Origin of the sequence: Bacillus sp. PSXD-155 (genome assembly GCF_049310765.1) — a bacterium.
GTDB classification, from domain to species: Bacteria; Bacillota; Bacilli; order Bacillales; family Bacillaceae_G; genus Bacillus_A; species Bacillus_A cereus.
Genome location: NZ_JBMOWC010000073.1, coordinates 1 through 18,759 on the forward strand (window position 1 = coordinate 1; position 18,759 = coordinate 18,759).

Sequence of the window (18,759 nt, forward strand, 5' to 3'; positions counted from 1 at the left end):
TGAAATTGACATCAACCTAAGTTGTAACTATAATTGTTACAGTTAGTTTCGAAAACTAATTCGAATTTCTATGTTAAAGATAGTATATTTTCATTCCTTTTTAAGTGTGACAGTTAGCAACTAACTATAATTCAATAAAGGATTAGATTTTATCTCATATTTAAAGAGTAGATAAGTTGTGCCATCCAAATTTACGGTGCAAAAATGCTTGAAAAAATTACATTTTTCAATGTATCCTATTTCGAATTCTCAGTATTGAAAATTGTAAACATCTACAAAAAGTTAATAAGACTGTTGTATGTAGAGAAAAATCTTTTAAAAAGGTCATAATATGGATAATAGGTAGCACACATTTTAATTAGTAGGAGTTGTGCCACTATCAAGACATTTCTAAATAAAAGTATAGAAAAAACTCAAGAAGGTGAGTCCATTGCGTAAATATGCATATGTGCAATTTTATGTATTGATATTGGCTTTAATAGCTTATATAAGCTTTTGCTGTATATTTTTATTTGTTCTTCCGAATCATTATTTCGTATCAGATTTTAATATCCGGCTATCATCTTTAGTCGTTGAAACTACTGTATTTATCTCATTACTGTATTCTATATTATCCAGAAAAATTAAGTTAGGAGTATTCTGGATTTGCATAATTATTGCGATAGGGTGTTTCCTGATAGGAAATTTCATATCTGCTTTTCAAGTACTTAATGTAGAATTACCAATACAAAATTTTAATATCTCTGATATATTTTTGTTGTTTTTCTTATTTTTCTTTCTCTTTGCGTTTTTTTATAAAATTATGATGGAATGTAACAAATGGGAGAGAGCGTATTTACTTTGTGATTTATGCATTGTTGTTACTGCTATTTTTACATTAGAGTGGTACCTATTTAATAAACCTTCCGCAAATATCTTATTCTTTTCAATTGGAGATGTTTTTCTTTCATTTATTTTTCCGATTATAGATTTATTGCTTCTATTACTTGGAGTTACACTAATCTTTCGACCTGCTATTTTCAATGCAAAAAGTAAATTGTTTATTTTTATCTTAGTATTAACTGGATTGGCTATTACGGACTACTTATATTTTTACTTACAAGATGATTTGTCAGATCGTTCAGTTATATTATTAAGGTGTTTGTATAGAGTTTTCCTATTATTTATCGCTATTGCTGCTACAATCCCAAAGAATACTTCTTCTAAAAGAAATTATTTTATTGTCAACCCGAAATTTGGAAGGGAACTTCTTGTCATATTTCCTTATCTTGCAGTTGCAGTCTTAATTGGCTTTACTTTGAAAGAACAAACTTCTTCAGCTACATTGATTACGGGAAATTGTATTGCTTTTGTATTTGTACTGATTCGTCATACAATTGTACGAATGCAAAACAAAGATTTAACCGAGACCTTAAAAGTGTTTAATAATCAATTAGAACAAACAGTATCTCAAAGAACAAGGGATTTAATAAACAAATCTAATGATTTGGTAAAAAATCAAGAGAGATTTAAGTCTTTATATGAGTATCATCCAGATCCTATTTTAACGATTGATTCAAATGGTATCGTATTAAATATAAACCAGGCTGGAAGTATGTTATTAGGAAAAGAAAGTGCTGCATTAATAGGGAAAGAGTGCTTCTCTATTTTTTTAGATGAAGATAAATCTGAATTGGAATCGGCTATAAAGAAAGGGAAACGATGTAGTTCATCTTCGTTACAGTTACGTGTGAAAAATAACAATGAGAAGGATATTCTCTTTTGGTATGTCACTATAGTTCCTATTATGATAGAAGGACAAACCTTTGGGAGTTATGTAATGGTAAAAGACATAACGAGGATGAAACAACAACAGGATGAGATAAATTATCTTGCGTTCCATGATACGGTGACGGAGATTGGAAATCGTATATTCTTCCAACAAGAATTAGATAGATCCATTAAGCGTGCACAAAAAACACAGGATAAGTTCGGGCTCCTGTATATTGATTTAAATCGCTTTAAGACCATTAATGATACATTGGGTCATTCGATTGGTGACAGAGTTTTAAAAGAAGTTGCCAAACGTTTTAGGACATGTCTGTCACCGACTATTCCTCTAGCAAGAATAGGTGGAGATGAGTTTGCAATCATTGTCCATAACCAAACAGAGCAACAGCTATTGGATTTGTGTAAAACTCTATTTCGTATAACTGAAGAACCATTTGTAGTAAATCAGCATAGTTTTTACTTATCTCTTAGTATAGGAATAGCAGTGTATCCATTTGGAGGAATAAATACTACTACACTTTTACAACACGCTGATATCGCTATGTATAGCGCAAAGGAAAAAGGTAACAATGCTGTTTGTATGTATGACGAGACATTATCACAAAAAGTAACTCGTCGATTACGATTAGAACAGGATTTACCAAATGCAATTGAAAATAATGAGTTATTTTTATTGTATCAACCACAAATTGATAGTAAGGCAGGTAAGGTTATTGGTGCAGAGGCTTTAATACGCTGGCAACATCCAGAGCTTGGGCTGATTTCTCCTTTTGAGTTTATACCTATCGCAGAAGAAACGGCGCAGATTATTTCAATTGGGAAGTGGACGTTACAGAAAGCGTGTCGACAACTGAAAGAATGGCATTCTGCGGGCTATTCAAATCTAAAGATGGGGATAAATTTATCAGCTATAGAGTTTGAACAGAAAGATTTTGTTCAAACAATGATATCTACCATAGAAGAGATAGGAGTACCTGCTAATTCAATTGATTTGGAATTAACAGAGCGAATAGCAATGGTAGATGAAAAAGAAACCTTATCGAAGTTAAAAGTATTAAAATCATATGGTGTACATTTATCAATTGACGATTTTGGTACAGGTTATTCTTCACTAGCGTATCTGCCTCTTTATCCAATTGATACTTTGAAAATTCCAAGAGAATTTGTTAATAGGATCGGAACTTCTACTGATGGAGATGAAATTATACAAACCATTATTTCACTTGCTCATACTTTAAACATGAAAGTGATAGCAGAAGGGGTGGAAACGAAGGAACAATTAACAGTGTTACAACGTAATGGATGTTATCTAATTCAGGGCTATTACTACAGTAAACCTGTAAATGAAGATGAATTTATCGATTTTTTAAGTACAATGCAAAATGAATAAGTGAAAAATCAGTATCTGTATAAAGTAAAGTGAAAAGACGTTCTATCCATATGGATTTGAACGTCTTTCTTATGTTTATTTTCAGTAGTTATGCAGCAAGGTTTCAGCCTTTGAAAGTAAAATAAGTATCTATATTCCGTGTATTTTGGGCTAATGGGATATGAGGTGAAAATTGCTTCTTGTGAAAACGCATTAGGGACAGCTTGTATATTCTTAAAGCAATTTGAAAAAGGATTAGCAGTTTGTATGGAATTAGGAAATGAAGAGTATGTATATCATTTCAATATTTTACATTCTCTTAATGAATATGAAGCAATTAAACTCTTAGAAGAAGTGAAAAAAGTGTTTCTTACTTCGAAAAGCAAGGTTTATGGGATTTCGTAGAAGAATATGCAGATCTAAAAAAGGAAGAAATTATACAATAATCACATGCTATCATTTTTAATAGCTAATTAACAAAAGGACTCCAATTATGGAGTCCCTTTGTTAATGGGATAATGCTTTAGTTTATCTAATTATAACAATATTTGTAAAAAGTGTAAAGGGGTCCTAGTTTGGAGGGGGAATTATTTAATCTTTTTTATTTAATAAAAGGGATGATATTTAGTTATCTGCGCTTCTTAATTATGTTTTTTATCACAATTTGAAGTAAATTTCAGTTAATCTTATTTATTTTATAGGAATTATAAGTTATACTAAAAGTAGGTGCAAAATGTACCATTTGAAAAAGAGTGCATTGCAAAAAGGAATCCGTAAAGGATTCCTTTTTTGTTTCTTTTAAAATGAAGCAACGTTCTAATTATCTCTTTCTTTTTTTATGAATGAACTACCAATGTATAAATTTAAAAGGTATTTTTGGAAAATTGCCATATTCCTGTAACAAAACAAAGGTATGTTATGTGTGTTAAATATAAAGAGAAAGAAGGAAAAGTTGTGAAAAAAGTTTTGCCAATTGTTGCGTTATTAGGCATGATGAGTTTTGGAGTACAGGAAATGAATGTAAGAGCTGATACATACCACAAGGGCGATTCAAAAATTAGTTTTTGGGATTCGAAAAGAAAGGGTACTAATTTCATGAATAGTACGTCATTACCTGAAAACTATAAAAGTGCAAAAGAAGCTAATATTGAATATGTACGTTTAGCACCTGATAAATGGGCAAAAGATAAAGATTTTCCATTTGAGGATAAACCAGATACTTCTGGAAAGGATTTTCTGATAGGTAATGCAGATAACTATCGGGGATTAGTAAAGGAAGATCTAGAAAAATTAAAGGCGGATTTAGATGCCGCACAATCACAAGGAATGAAAGTCGTTCTTACAATGTTATCCTTACCTGGTGATCGATGGCGCCAATTTAATAATAATAAGAATGACGACAGAATATGGGGAGAAGAGAAGTATCAAGAACAAGCAAGTCAATTTTGGAAGGATCTTGCTCTGGAATTAAAAGATCACCCTGCGGTGGTTGGTTATAATATTATAAATGAACCACATCCAGAAACAGCTAAAAATAATAGATATAATGATTTTTGGACGGAAGATTATGAGAAATGGTATGCAAAAGTGAAGGGAACGACAGCGGATTTAAACAGATTGTATCAAAAAGTGATCAATTCCATTCGTGAAGTAGACCAGGAAACACCGATTATTTTAGATTCAGGTTTATATGCTACTCCATGGGCCTTTAAATATTTAAAACCAGTAAATGATAAAAAAACACTATATGCATTTCATATGTATGAACCATATGAATTAACGAGTCAAGGTGAAAAACAAAACAAGGAGTATCAATATCCAGGATTAGTAAAAGTAGGAGATTTAAAGAAACCTGTAATGTGGAATAAGCAGGGATTAGAGAAATTTTTGAAGCCAATCCAACAATGGTCTAAGAAAAATCATGTATCATCTAATCGAATTATTGCAGAGGAGTTTGGAATTAACCGTACTGTTCCAGGAGCTACCCAATACATGCAAGATCTTATTTCTATCTTCAACCAAAAAGGTTGGCATAAATCATTCTATGCATTCCGTGAAGACACATGGACAGGGATGAATTATGAATTGGGAACCGGAAAAATAAAATGGGATGAAGAGGGTAAACCGATGCCTCAAGATAATTCACTCTGGGAAGTAATAAAAAACGATTTACAAGCACATAAATAGTTTAGAATATTTGTCCTAAGGACTAAAAGTAAGCATCTAATTCAAATAGAATTAGATGCTTTTTATTTTAAAAAGGTGGAGTTTTAAACAAATGTCGTTGCAATTGTATGAATCTTTAAAGTGAAAAAGTTTTATGAATTTTTCGTGAGATTCCAACCCTTAAATGTTGAAAAGTATTTACTTATTTCTCCAATTGGGTATATTTCTCCAATCGGATGGAAGTTTAGAATACAGAATCAAAACATAATAAGCTGTTATCGATGAGTTTATCGTAAAGTTGTTATTTAATGTGTCATCAAATAACATTTATATACAATAATAAATAAAGAAAAGGAGATATTTATGAAAAAATATAGAGTAATAGACACAACTTAAATAGTATGAATAGTTTAGATTGTAAAAACATGAAGAAGAAAATAAAAAAATCCTTAAAAGTATTAAGGAAAAATGAGGGAGATAATATGGGGAATAATTCAAAACACAAAACTAGAAAAATACTTGCAGCTACTGCTACAGTTACTATGCTTGCGACTGGAATGATTTCTTCATCAGATGTTTTTGCTGAGCAAAAGGAGCAGCAAAAAAATTTATCGACATCACCGCAAAGTGAAAAAACAGTTAAATCAGAAAATAGAATATTTGCAGTCCAAGGAAAAGGGGATGTTGAGGTACTAAAACAACAGGAAAGAAAAAGTATGGCATTTAGTCCATATGAACCAACTGGTTTATATGCAAAGCCAAATGAACCAATAACGATTAATGTAGAAGGTAATCAAGATATTCAGGTATATATTGGAACGTATTCGTATGATGCTTCTTGGAGAGAAGATTCTAAGATAAAATCATTTACATTAAAACCTGGTATAAACACAATCCAATCTCCAAATGGGGGGATGATTTATTTTTATAATAAACAACAAGGTGGTACCATTCGAACAACAATTACAACAGGCGGAACGACTACGCCTTTCTTTGAACTAGGAAAGCATACGAAACAAGATTTAATTAACATGCTGGACCAATATCCAAATGCACATGCAGTGGAGTTAAAAGGCGAACGTGTATTAATTACGGCCAGCCCTGCACGTGTTAAGAAATATTTGTTGGGTTCTAATACAGATCCTGTACAACTCTTAAAAAAGATGGATGAAGCTACTCGAATTCAAGACAAAGTAGCTGGATTATCTGAAGAACAAGTAGATAAACATTATGTTCATTACGTAGAAGAAAATCATTCTCCTGATTATTATATGTATGCAACTTCTTATCGAACAGCATATGTAGGAGATGCTATCCAATACGTGTTAGATATTAATAAATTCATAACAGATGGCTGGGGCCCTTGGCATGAGGCAGGACATTTGAGACAACAATCGCCCTGGAAGTTTTATAATATGACAGAAGTACAAAATAATATATACAGCCTTTCTGTAGAAAAAGCATTTAATCAACCATCCAACTTAGAGAAAAGTGGAATTTATCCAAAAGCATTTCAATATCTAGAGCAAGTGAATAAAAATTATGATGAAATTAGCGATGTTTTTGTAAAGCTTGTTATGCTTTGGCAACTACAGTTAGCGTATGGAGAGGATTTCTATCCTAAATTGCATCAATTGTATAGAGACATGCCTTCAAGTGAACTTCCACAAACTGATGAAAATAAAAAACAATTATTTATGATTTCAGCATCAAAAGTAGCCAAACAAAATTTGATTCCTTTCTTTGAGAAGTGGGGATTACGTCCAAATAACGATACCATTCAAAAAGTAGCTGCATTAGGATATCCAGTTTTAACAGCAGAGATTTGGAAGGGGACGGATTCTAATCCAATTAAACCAGATATGCCTAATGTAAATAATATTTTAGAAGGAAACCAGTTTGCATGGTCGCTGAAAGGGATTGGAGATTTTGAATTCGCAAAAGTAAATTTAAATAAATCAACAGAAGAAATGCAAATTGATCTAAAAGCAGGTGTACCACATAACTACTTTGATAGTACATATGCAAGTATTAAAGTGCAAAACACATCAGGTAAAGTAGTATATAACAATGAGTTTTATGGGAATAAACAGCAAAATGCTGGAAAACAAAAAGTTTCAGTAAAGACCGGCGATTTTATTGAGTTTACACATTTAGAAGGCGGAGAGAGGGCAACATTAATAAATTTAGATAATAATAAACGTGAAAGCCTTGATAAAAAAGTAATGTATGAAGTTACAAAGAATGGCCTGAAAAAAGTAAATCAAATTGTTAATCCGAAACCAGATACAGAAGCTCCCACACAGCCACAAGGATTATATGCAAGCAACCTTACTTCTAGCAGTGTAGAGCTAAAATGGAATCCTTCTACAGATAATATAGGTGTAAAAGAATATCAAGTATTACGTGATGGACAATTGATTCAAACCGTACAAGGAACGACATTTATTGATCAAAACTTAACAGCTAATAAGGAATATAAATATGCAGTGAAGGCTGTAGATACAGCTGGAAATACATCAATTCAAAGTGAAATTCTTCCGGTAAGAACCAAAGATCAAAATGTATCTTATGAAAAATGGGATCCAAAAAAGGCATATACAAAGGGCGATAAAGTAGAACATCAAGGGACAGTGTATGAAGCGGTTCAAAATCATCAAGGAAATGGTGACCCGAATTGGATATTTGCGTTATCTTTATGGAAACCACTTACAATCAAATAACATGTAAGAATCAGATGTGAAGATAGAACAACATAAAATTGGGGCAGTATTTTAAAGATTTACTGGATGTTGCTTGAATTTTGATAGATTTCTCTACTAAGTTATTATTCAATAATAAAAATTAGAAAAGGATGTAGATTAGTGATTAGTCAGAAAACGAAGAAAAGATTTAATAAAGTTATTATAATGACCACAGCATGTAGCATGTTTTCTATGTTTGGAACGTCTATTTCGCACACTAAAGCTGCAACACATTCAGCTGCTCCAGCAGTTTATGTGAGTCCCCAAAATATACCTGCCTCAGATATTATTAGTATAGACTGGTCACCAGTTCAGACACCACCTTATACGTACTGGGCTGTACACAACTGGAATGCAGGTGGTGAAGCTGGAGGATATGCTGGTTTTCAGCAACAAAGTGGGTTTGATGAAAATGGAAAACGTACTTTACATTTTGCCTTATGGGATCCAATTTCCTCTAAAGAAGCAATAAAGGCCGAATACTTATCTCCGAATTCGCAAGCTGGACCCTTTGGAGGAGAAGGAACAGGAATGAAGGTTCAAACAACTTATGGTTGGAAAGACTACAATTGGTACACAATGACAATGCGTTCATGGCAAGAAAATGGTCATACTAAATTTGGACAATGGATGAAAGATGTAACAAAGAATAAATGGCATCAAATTGCAATTATGGACTTTCCGGTTGCTAATGTTGCATTTAATCATGGATTAGGAATGTTTCAAGAAGACTGGGCTGATAGTGGACAGAATGTTCGAGAAGCGCGTCTAAAAAATGGTTATAGCCGAAAATTAGTTGATAAACAATGGAGTTCTTGGAATAATCAAAGTATTTCTGGAACGCATGATAATACTTATCAATATGATGGAGGATCTACTTCAGAATATGTATGGATCAAAGCAGGAGGTAATACGCAGTCTACTATTGGGTCAGGAAAAATATTCACGCTAAATCAACCTACTCAACCTGAAATAGGAAAACTAGATTTTGATATCCAATCTATATATTATGAAAACGAAAAATTAAATGTATCTTGGAAACTAAAAGAAAATAGTACACCGCAATTTAAGGGGAAAATTGAAATTTATAACAATGAAAATATGACGGGCCAACCTATTAACGTAATTAATGATATTAAATCTTATCAAAATGGAATCAGTCAATCTATATCATTACCAACAAATGCTTATGCAAAAATTGTATTAACGGATATATTTGATCAAACTGTTGAGAAAAAGGTACAAATCAAAAATGAATCTCCAAACATTTTTGAAGGTAATGAATTTGCATGGTCGCTGAAAGGGATTGGAGATTTTGAATTTGCGAAAGTAAATTTAAATAAATCAACAGAAGAAATGCAAATTGATCTAAAAGCAGGTGTACCACATGACTACTTTGATAGTACATATGCAAGTATTAAAGTGCAAAACACATCAGGTAAAGTGGTCTATAGCAAAGAGATTTATGGAAACAAACAGCAAAATGCTGAATCGCAAAAAGTTTCGGTCAAGGTAGGAGACTATATAGAGTTAACACATCTGGAAGGTGTGCATAGAGCTACTCTTACAAATGTAGATAATAGTAAACAAGAGAGCTTTGGAAAAAAAGTCATGTACGAAGTTACAAAAGAAGGCTTGAAGAAAGTAGAAAAAATGCCAGAAACAACGGTTTTAGATGGAAATCATTTTGGGTGGTCTTTAAAAGGATATAGTGATAGAGAAATCGCAAAAGTAGATTATAATAAGACAACAGAGAAAATGCAGGTGAATTTAGAAGCGGGCGTGCCACATTCTTACTTTAATAATACGTATGCAAGTATTACAGTAAAGAATTCAACCGGTAGTGTTTTGTACAATAAGGAAATAGTGGGAAATAGACAACAAACTGCTGAAATCCAAAAGGTGCCCGTAAAAGCGGGAGATTACATTGAGATTACCCATATAGAAGGGGAAGCAGTAAAGGAAAAGACACGCGCTACACTTATTAACCTTGAGAATAATAAACAAGAATATATAGGCAAAAAAAGAACCTATCAAGTTACTTCAACGGGATTAAACAAAATAGATTAACATGAAGAACTTTCTAATTATTAGTTAGATGCAAATAGTCGTTCATTATGAACGGCTATTTGGCTTTTATTTAAAGAAAAGTGAAATGAAAATACTCTCTCTTTTGTATATACTCTCCTTGCCATCAACTGCTACATTTGTTTATCAGGGGGGGAATTTTAAAAATGTGCTTGAGAATTGATAAATGTTTAAGTGTTATAGATTTGAGAAAAAAGAAACAGAATAGTAAGGTATTTATTGATAAATCCTCTCTGGTATTACAATATTTTACATATTTAGTATGATATATATGAGTTCTGTGTATATTAAGGGAGGAATGAGAATGAAAAGTTTCATAACACGTGCAAGTGGTAATACAATCTCAAAAAGGTTAGTTTTAATGGTGTTGTCGATGGTTTTAATGATATTGATGATTACACCATCGAATGATGTATCGGCAGCCAATCTATCAAAAGCAGTTTCACTAAAAGGCGTAAATTTATTTAATGGAAGTTGGACAGTTGCTATCCAGGCAGCAAATTTACAATATGTTTCTGCTGAGCCTTTTGGAAATGTAATAGCAAATCGTAATGCAGTTAATGAATGGGAGAAATTCGAATTAATTCCGACTGGGGAATTATATACGTACGCTTTAAAAGCTAAAAGTAATGGGAAGTATGTTTCGTTTGAGCCAAATGGTAGAGTAGTAGCAGATCGTACATCAATTGGGGCATGGGAAAAGTTTATCTTATATAATGGTGGAGACAATAGGATATATGTATTACAAGCACTAAGTAATGGTAGATATATATCAGCAAATGGTGGTAGAGAATTAACAGCTACTAGTTATGTAGCTGGAAGCTGGGAAAGATTTGTTATTGTATACTTCTAAACTTTGAAGTGCTATATATTTAAATGATAATGGCATGTTTAGTTTGTATAAACGCTTAATACAATAAAGTGTTAAGTATTTAATACAAGCGTATATTAACGTGTAAAAGGGCTGCAAGTAATTAGCAGTCCTTTTTATATGTTAAATAAGGACTTACTGAGGTTATAATGAAAAGAAAAAGAACCCTATAGGGTTCTTTTTCAAGGCATATTAACAGTAAGGAGAATCATGAAATGCTACTTCAAATCTTTATTAGGGGAAAGATTTTGAATAAGCTTAACATACGTCTATTTTTACATAAATGTAATATATAGTAAATTGATAATATTTATACTTACTATTACTAATATTCAATTAAGATAGTTAACACTATTTGTATAGTGTTAATGAAGTGCATATTTAGAAAATTAATAATAGCCCCAAGTTGGTTAAATATGTCTAATATTATATTTTATTTGCTAAAAGAGCTTATAGTTATATCATTTCAAAAATTAATTAACATTTAAACAATTTTAACTGAAATTGAATGTGTATTAAATAAAATAAACAAAGACCCTGTAATAAATACAGGGCCGGATACAGGGTTAAGGGAAGGCATAGTTTCTTAAAATCATAATAGCATATATTCTTTGTATAGCTACATGAGGATTTTGATAGAATTAAGAACAAGTCAGAAAATCTGTAAGAAAGCAAATATAGTGCTAGAAATTTGATTTGAAATTAAACTATAGGGCATATTGAAATAGATGGAAACTCTTGAGTACCGTGATTAAATATGAGGTTTAGATTAGAGGGATAATTGGATCTTACTGAAAAGGCAAAATGTTTTTTAGATTAAAAGAAGAAAAGACACCTTTTGGATGCCTTTTCTTTAGGTAAACAGTTCACATATTGCTGAATTAGATAGGAAACCATAATTCGACTATGAAGTAAATCCTAACATAATCTGAACAGAAAAAATATGTAATATTACATTTTTAGTTTTTAATTATTTTATTCAATATAGAGAAGCAACGTAAATAAAAGGGCATGCAGTCGTATCTGCAGCCCTTTTTAGGAGGAATTCAAGATACTATTAGGACACGTATTGGTAAACAGGTTCAAAAATAGTATGTGTGAAAAGAAAAAGTCCTATACCAAAAGTAGACAGGACCTTATCTTTTTTACATTTTAAAAAATGAAATTCTGTCCTTTTGAAATCAGTACAGCACACACTTGGTTTGAAATGAAATTAGAAAAAGTATACATGAAAATGGCAGACAACTATTTTGTTGCCTGCCGGTGCCAGTGGGTTGAATGAGTTAGTCAATTCAATAAATTGTGCTATCCCATTACCAGAAGAGTGAAGCCGCTAGTTCAAACGGCTTAGACATAGTTTGTCTAATAAAGAAAAAATTATGAGTAGAAATTTTGTTTGCTCTATATGAAAAGATAAATAGATATTCATCAGACAAGGATAATTTAGCATATCTTGAATATGGTGTAGGAACGAATTAAAGAAAGGGATATTTGTTTAGGAAGGGACTGACTCAGGAGTGGGACTTTCGGACAGGGTTTGGGGAGCGGTGATTGCCTTTGGCATTGCGACTAATATCGTTGCTTGTATAATGGCAGTATACATTCAAAAATATGAGCTAATGATAAATCATCTTACAAATATTTTATTTTTAATAATTATCTCTTTAACGTTTATAAAGATGAAAATTAACAGATGGGTGGCTTTAGGATTTACATTAGTTGTAATAGAGAAAGGTATTAAAGCGGGCTATGACTTCTACACACATAATTATTATAGTGTCAGTTGGAGTTTAGCTATCATTGTCTATTGCATATACGAGATGGAAAAGTATCATATTGAAATAAACGAATAGGCGCAACAAAAAGGTGTTAGTAGGTGGAATTCTTTTTAAAATACTATAAAAAAGACACTACAAGAGTGTCTTTTTTTTGAAAATACTCTATAATTAACTTTGGGGAAGGTAATGTTAGAGTATTCGTTTAGCATTATCTTTATATTTGATAAACCATGAAATCGAAAGATTTTGTGGTTTATTTTATGAACAATAGATATTACAGTATTGGCAGTGAGTTATTAATCATTTTAAGCATTAGGGGAGAATGGATTAAAAGTCTAACATCGAATAACGGTTCCGGAATATAGTGTTGCGAAATGATCTCCCATATCCCAAACGGTACTTGCCTGTATATAGCCCTTAAAGCCTTCTGAAGAATAATAAATCTCTTTTGGTATACTTTCTTTAGTTTGGAAATGTGCTTTAGAGTACTTTACATAATGGTTTTTAACAACTTTTGCTTCTGGAACAATAGTGTTTTTTTGTTCCAATTTTGGCCTAGCACTAGAAGGTGGTATGAATTTTACATTGTCTTGGTAATTAGGATCTAAGGTGTCAGCTTGTACACTGTGTGACGAAACAAAGGTGCTTAGACTACTTCCCGCGATTAAAGTTGCAAATACTAACTTTGAGAATTTTGTTAATCTACTCATTCTATAATCTCCTTTTTATTATTTTGTAAGGTATCTCCTTACACCTCACAGTCTATATCTACTACAAAAGGGTGTACATACATATTGATAGACAAAATTCTACAAAATACCGCATGTTTTTGGGATTTATGTATAATAATCCAATGTCTAATAATCTATCAAAAGTAAAAAGGTAGGTCTTATATAAAAGAAAATGAATAATTTATGCAGGTAATGTATATGGAATTATTGTTTAAATATTCTAAAATGAGTTGATAAAGATGTTGGTAGGTTTTTTGGAAAACAAATAATTCCCTAGGTGAAATTTGGAAGGGAGATTCTCTGTTAGAGTTTTTATAAGGGAATTCATTTTCGTAGATTCAAAATGTAAAAATAACTAAAAGAGCAAGTGTTTCAATGGGTAAAAAGCTATGTTGAGTCTTTTTTCTCTGTCGGTGGTCGTCTAATCAATGAAATGACGGATGCTTATGATAGTTTGTGTCTAGCAACATTCGTGTATAAACGAATGAATTAAGAAAAGGGTGAAATATTGGATAACTCGAAATGGATGCCTTTAAGTAATGTTGATGATGATGAGGAAATTTGGGTAGGAGCAAGAGTTAGGTTGTACAATGTTGATATGAATAGAGAAGACAAAGAAAATAATTTCTATGAATATATTATTTCTTATATCTACGACAACAATAACTACTTACAATTAACTAATTTAACAACAGGAAAAGCAGGTTATATTATTTGTGTCATTGAAAAAGAATTACCAAATAATTATGCTTTGGGCAGAACATTAAAGCAAAGAATAGGTTTAGAAAATACCTATTTTAGATTTGAATAATCAACAAATAAGGGAAGCACCAACTCTAAGGTGTCTTCCCTTATTTAATACTCTTTATCAATAATAAATATTAACAGAGCCTAAATAAAAAAGTGAGAAAAATGATAAACATTCTTCTCACTTTCATCAATTAGGGTGGCATATACATAAATATGCGTTTGGGTGGATTTTTGGATGGAAAATCCACATGCATAGTATAACAAAAAAATTATGGCTTTTCACATGTAATATTGCATATGAAAAATAGTAAAGTTTTTAAACTTTAATATTAAAAACTTATATATACATGTTACAATGTAATTCTCTGATTTATTTTATTCTCCTATTTAGAATTTATGATTTATTGATTCAATAAAACGAAAGTGGTTGTAATGAATAGATAAAACGATGAAGTAATACAGTTAGAATGGTTAAAAGGCAGTTAAATATAAGTATTAAAAGAAATAAATTTACTTAGTTATGTTTAGTGAATGTATTATAGTAAGAATTTCATCCGATTGGATTAGCGCTAAACTAGATTTTTATCCAAACAAATCCAATAATTATTTTTTAAATGAAGTATATGTTGCATCCAGTTTATTTGGAATAATTCGTAGTCTAATAATTGCTGAATCTAGAAAAATAACATATTCGAAAGGAGGACAGATAAAACTCTGCCTGTGAAATTTAAATCACTAAACGTTAAAATTCAGATGATAGGATGTAATTGTGGTTTCATTTCGAATGGTACCATAAATGAATGTGGAAAAATAAAGGAGAAAAATTTAAATAAACTATATAAGTAGTAAAAATGAAAAGGAGAAGTATCTAGTGTTTAATATAAAAGAAAGATTGGGACAAATAAAGCTTAAAACGAAGTTGTCTATGGCATTTATAGCAATATTAATTATACCAAGCCTTATCGTAGGAGTATCATCTTATAATAAAGCAAAAACAGATCTTAATGAAACAATTCTACAATCAGCAAAAGATAATATAAGTATTTTAGATAAGATTGTTGATGATGAATTAGAAAATAAGCATACAGATGTCACTCATTTTGCAAAGGTACTCACACAAGGGGATTATAATCCTGAACAATCGCAAAATGTACAGAGTAAATTTGATCAATATATACAGTTACATCCAGAGATAGAAACGATTTATACGGCATCCAGTAACAATCAATTTATTCATGCACCTGTTGGCAAAATACCAGAAGGGTTTAATCCGTTAGAAAGTAGTTGGTATAAGGATGCAGTAAAAGCAAATGGAGAGATTATTGTTTCATCTCCCTATAAATCAAAGTCTACAGGAAATATGGTAATTGCAATTGCAAAGCAAAATGCAGATAAAAGTGGTGTCATTGGTGTAGATTTGAATATTACAGATATCGTAAAAACATCCAAAATGATAAAAATTGGAAAGCAAGGATTTGTATCTATAGTTAGTCAAGATAAAACTATAGTTGTTCATCCATCGCTAAAGCCTGGAGAGAAATTAGAGAAAACTTTAGCGGATGAATTGTACAAGACAGAAGATGGAGTAATTACTTATAGCCTCAATGGTGAAGATCGAAACATAAGCTTTAAGACAAATATAAAAACAGGTTGGAAAATAGCCGGCGTAATGCCTACGAAAGAAATTGAAGAAGCTACTAATCCTATTTTTTATAAAACGCTCACTATAATAGGGGCTTCATTATTGTTAGGTGGAATTGTAATTCTATTCATACTCAGATCTATAATTATTCCACTAAGACAATTAGTCATTTCAGCTCAAAGAATTAGTCAAGGAGATTTAACCGAGAAAATAGATATTCGTTCAAAGGATGAACTTGGTCAATTAGGTGGTAGTTTCAATACAATGGCAGAGTCGTTACGTAATATTATTTCTCAAATAAACACATCTGCAGGACATGTAGCTGCGTCTTCTGAGGAACTAACTGCTAGTGTAGAGCAAGCAAGTGTTGCGACAGAACAAATTACAAAAGAGATGGAAGAAATCTCGAACAGTGCAGAGGTTCAAAATAATGAAATTGAGTCTGGAGCTGAATTAATTGGTGAGGTAACACGAAATATTCAATATGTAGCTGAGAATGCATCTGAAGTATCGGCTTCATCCATATACACAAAACAAAAAGCCAATGAAGGTGAACAATTAGTAGAACAAACTGTAGCACAAATGCAGTCTATCCATCACTCTGTTTCTCAATCCGATAATGTAATAAAATTATTAGATAAGAAATCGCAACAAATTGGAAGTATATTAGAAGCGATTCAAAATATTGCGGAACAAACAAATTTATTAGCATTGAATGCAGCAATTGAAGCAGCTAGAGCAGGAGAACAGGGGCGAGGGTTTGCAATTGTTGCAGATGAAGTTAGGAAGCTAGCAGAGCAATCATCCGAATCTTCGATGGAAATTGGAAGCTTAATTAAGGAAATACAAGCAGACGTACATGAGACTGTAAAAGCTATGAATGAAGTGGGAGTAGAGGTACAGTCGGGAATTAAAGTTGCGAACGATACAAAACAAAGTTTTTATGAGATTTCAAAATCTGCAAATGATATAGTGTCAAAAGTGCATGGTATGGTGGAGCTATCTAATACAATGACTACTGATGCAATGAAAGTCGATACATCGATTGATCAAATAGCTATGGCTGTAAAAGAGAATTCTTCAAGTATGCAAACGATAGCTGGTTCATCTGAGGAACAACATGCTTCTATGGAAGAGATAAATTCTTCAGCAATACAATTAGCACAGATGGCAGAAGAACTTCAAGAGTTAATTGGTGGATTTAAGATTTAAGTTGAGATTCTAGGAGAGAATGCTAGAATCTTGTTACAGAGTGGAAATGCATAGTAAATAAGTATAATATGTACTCTCTATGCGTATTGAACAGGCAGAAAAGCCATTTAAAAACCCTCCATTTGGAGGGTTTTTAAATAAAGTTACATTAAATTTGTGGTGGTGCACCACCATAATCGCCAATACTATATGAAGGAGTAGGATAATGACCATGAGTAGCAAGCTGATCTGTTTTAGAAAACTGAAAAATTCCCACTGTTAATACCCCAATAAAAGCAATGCCTGATAATAATAAGCTAATTTTTTTCATTATTTTAACACTCCTTTTGCGATTGATTTTTGTCTTGCCTGATAACAAATATGGAAATAGTCACTTACCTTTTGGTAGTTCTCTAATTGTCTACATTTTGTGGCAAATAATTCAGCGTATTCGACAACATATTCCCATAATTCTTCTTCCTCAAAGTATAAGATTCCTTCTTGAATGATTTTTTCTAATTCTTCCAATGGAATATTTTCGTTTAATCTTTTTAAAATAGAGAAGTGGTGTGTGTATTCTTCGTTATGAATTTCTCTGCAAATCTGTAGTCCCTTATCAATGAGTTGGCTGGCCGTTGATTGTTCTCCTAACTTATAATGTTCCTTAGCTTGTAGGAAGATGGCCTTGAAGTGTGTAGGGATTTTCTCTGTTACTTCTGAAAGGTGACGAATAGCTAAAGTAGACATACTTTGATCAGAATACAGCCACCCCATAGTATTTTTTACGTATAACAAGGAATCTTCTTCCCTATTTTTTTGTAGTAAATCAATTGCACAATGTAGATATTCTTCTGCTTGTTCGTACTGTTTTAAATAGATGCAGCAGCCACCTAGCAAACTATTACAAAAGGCTGTTTTTACTTCATAACCTTCATACTTTGAAAAGATTGCTCTCGATTTATTTGCGTATTCGATAGAAGCAAGCATGTTATAGGTATGGTGATAAAAAGTAGCAATTCTATAGTAGAATTCAGCGTGTTCAATTTCATCTGGTATGTCTACTAATATCTTTTCTGCCAGTTTATAATGTTCCTCTGCCTCAGTATAATTTGATATAAAAGTGGAATGAATGGATTTAAAAAAGTGATAATAGAAGCGTAGAAAATGGTCTGTAGGCATATCATAGTCACTAATAGCATCAAAGCTATTTTGTTGAATACCAAGGCTATCTGTTAAGACATTGTAACGGAATTCAAGTAGTGAGTAATAGAGTAACAAATTTTGATCTTGATGTTCTTGATTTGGCTCAGTACTTAATTTGCTGATTTTTTCATCAATTTTCTTTTTTAGATTAGTAGCTTTTATAACTTGTTGAGATAGCATAGATCGATACCAGTCGTTCAATAGAGAGGTTAACTGCTCATTTCCTTTTACTGAGACACTCATAATATACGCCCCCATCTTATAGAAATATCCTACTCCAATTTAATTGTAACTATCATAGCAAAATAGAAGAAAAAATAGTATGATTTTACAACTTTTTCAAGAAAATTCAGAAAATAATCAATTGTTGTCGAATGTACTTAGAATAAAACATCCAAAAATTATCAAAAGATGATATGAGTCTTTATACGTTCTATCAGGTGAACTAAGAAACTG

Annotated in this window: 11 protein-coding genes and 1 pseudogene; 9 read left to right on the plus strand and 3 right to left on the minus strand. The window is 31.8% G+C overall.

Annotated features, from left to right (window positions below; genetic code table 11):
- Positions 1–430: 430 nt before the first annotated feature.
- The 7 genes and pseudogenes from ACO6VI_RS30600 to ACO6VI_RS30630 all read left to right on the plus strand — a co-directional run bounded on the left by ACO6VI_RS30600 (position 431) and on the right by ACO6VI_RS30630 (position 12,861).
- Entirely contained in the window at positions 431–3,160 is a 2,730-nt protein-coding gene (locus tag ACO6VI_RS30600) for a sensor domain-containing protein (protein ID WP_161520200.1), read from the plus strand.
- Positions 3,161–3,313: 153 nt separating this feature from the next.
- Positions 3,314–3,544, plus strand: a complete 231-nt coding sequence (locus tag ACO6VI_RS30605; RefSeq protein WP_029948057.1) for a hypothetical protein — start codon at positions 3,314–3,316, stop codon at positions 3,542–3,544.
- Positions 3,545–4,057: 513 nt separating this feature from the next.
- Positions 4,058–5,326: a glycoside hydrolase family 5 protein gene (locus tag ACO6VI_RS30610; protein ID WP_161520201.1), complete on the plus strand. Its 1,269-nt coding sequence runs from the start codon at positions 4,058–4,060 to the stop codon at positions 5,324–5,326.
- Positions 5,327–5,787: 461 nt separating this feature from the next.
- On the plus strand, positions 5,788–8,028 hold the full coding sequence (locus ACO6VI_RS30615) for a M60 family metallopeptidase (RefSeq protein WP_161520202.1): 2,241 nt from the start codon (positions 5,788–5,790) through the stop codon (positions 8,026–8,028).
- Between the two features lie 141 nt (positions 8,029–8,169).
- Positions 8,170–10,116 (plus strand): annotated as a pseudogene (locus ACO6VI_RS30620) (putative mucin/carbohydrate-binding domain-containing protein); the annotation flags it as partial.
- 325 nt (positions 10,117–10,441) lie between these two features.
- Positions 10,442–10,990 carry a fascin domain-containing protein gene (locus tag ACO6VI_RS30625; protein WP_161520204.1) on the plus strand — a complete coding sequence of 183 codons (549 nt, stop codon included), beginning with the start codon at positions 10,442–10,444 and terminating at the stop codon, positions 10,988–10,990.
- Positions 10,991–12,525: 1,535 nt separating this feature from the next.
- Complete coding sequence (locus ACO6VI_RS30630) at positions 12,526–12,861, plus strand: hypothetical protein (protein ID WP_000524431.1); 336 nt, start codon at positions 12,526–12,528, stop codon at positions 12,859–12,861.
- A gap of 260 nt (positions 12,862–13,121) precedes the next feature.
- On the opposite strand, the gene ACO6VI_RS30635 is transcribed toward ACO6VI_RS30630, so the two are convergent.
- A complete protein-coding gene (locus ACO6VI_RS30635; RefSeq protein ID WP_000088960.1) occupies positions 13,122–13,496 on the minus strand; it encodes a hypothetical protein in 375 nt (124 codons plus the stop codon).
- Between the two features lie 547 nt (positions 13,497–14,043).
- Between ACO6VI_RS30635 and ACO6VI_RS30640 the strand changes: the two genes are divergently transcribed.
- Positions 14,044–14,328, plus strand: coding sequence for a hypothetical protein (locus ACO6VI_RS30640; RefSeq protein WP_161520236.1), 285 nt, complete (start codon positions 14,044–14,046; stop codon positions 14,326–14,328).
- Between the two features lie 810 nt (positions 14,329–15,138).
- Complete coding sequence (locus ACO6VI_RS30645; protein WP_161520205.1) at positions 15,139–17,121, plus strand: methyl-accepting chemotaxis protein; 1,983 nt, start codon at positions 15,139–15,141, stop codon at positions 17,119–17,121.
- 148 nt (positions 17,122–17,269) lie between these two features.
- Here ACO6VI_RS30645 and ACO6VI_RS30650 read toward each other — a convergent pair whose 3' ends face one another.
- On the minus strand, positions 17,270–17,431 hold the full coding sequence (locus ACO6VI_RS30650; RefSeq protein WP_202626573.1) for a hypothetical protein: 162 nt from the start codon (positions 17,429–17,431) through the stop codon (positions 17,270–17,272).
- A complete protein-coding gene (locus tag ACO6VI_RS30655) occupies positions 17,431–18,546 on the minus strand; it encodes a tetratricopeptide repeat protein (protein WP_161520206.1) in 1,116 nt (371 codons plus the stop codon). Before ACO6VI_RS30655 ends, ACO6VI_RS30650 begins: the two co-directional genes overlap by 1 nt.
- Positions 18,547–18,759: the final 213 nt, after the last annotated feature.

Bases quoted from the DNA above. Each gene is read 5' to 3' on its own strand.
- ACO6VI_RS30605 (WP_029948057.1), top strand. From the start codon at position 3,314: ATGGGATATGAGGTGAAAATTGCTTCTTGTGAAAACGCATTAGGGACA.
- ACO6VI_RS30610 (WP_161520201.1), top strand. From the start codon at position 4,058: ATGTGTGTTAAATATAAAGAGAAAGAAGGAAAAGTTGTGAAAAAAGTT.
- ACO6VI_RS30615 (WP_161520202.1), top strand. From the start codon at position 5,788: ATGGGGAATAATTCAAAACACAAAACTAGAAAAATACTTGCAGCTACT.
- ACO6VI_RS30625 (WP_161520204.1), top strand. From the start codon at position 10,442: ATGAAAAGTTTCATAACACGTGCAAGTGGTAATACAATCTCAAAAAGG.
- ACO6VI_RS30635 (WP_000088960.1), bottom strand. From the start codon at position 13,496: ATGAGTAGATTAACAAAATTCTCAAAGTTAGTATTTGCAACTTTAATC.
- ACO6VI_RS30640 (WP_161520236.1), top strand. From the start codon at position 14,044: ATGCCTTTAAGTAATGTTGATGATGATGAGGAAATTTGGGTAGGAGCA.
- ACO6VI_RS30650 (WP_202626573.1), bottom strand. From the start codon at position 17,431: ATGAAAAAAATTAGCTTATTATTATCAGGCATTGCTTTTATTGGGGTA.
- ACO6VI_RS30655 (WP_161520206.1), bottom strand. From the start codon at position 18,546: ATGAGTGTCTCAGTAAAAGGAAATGAGCAGTTAACCTCTCTATTGAAC.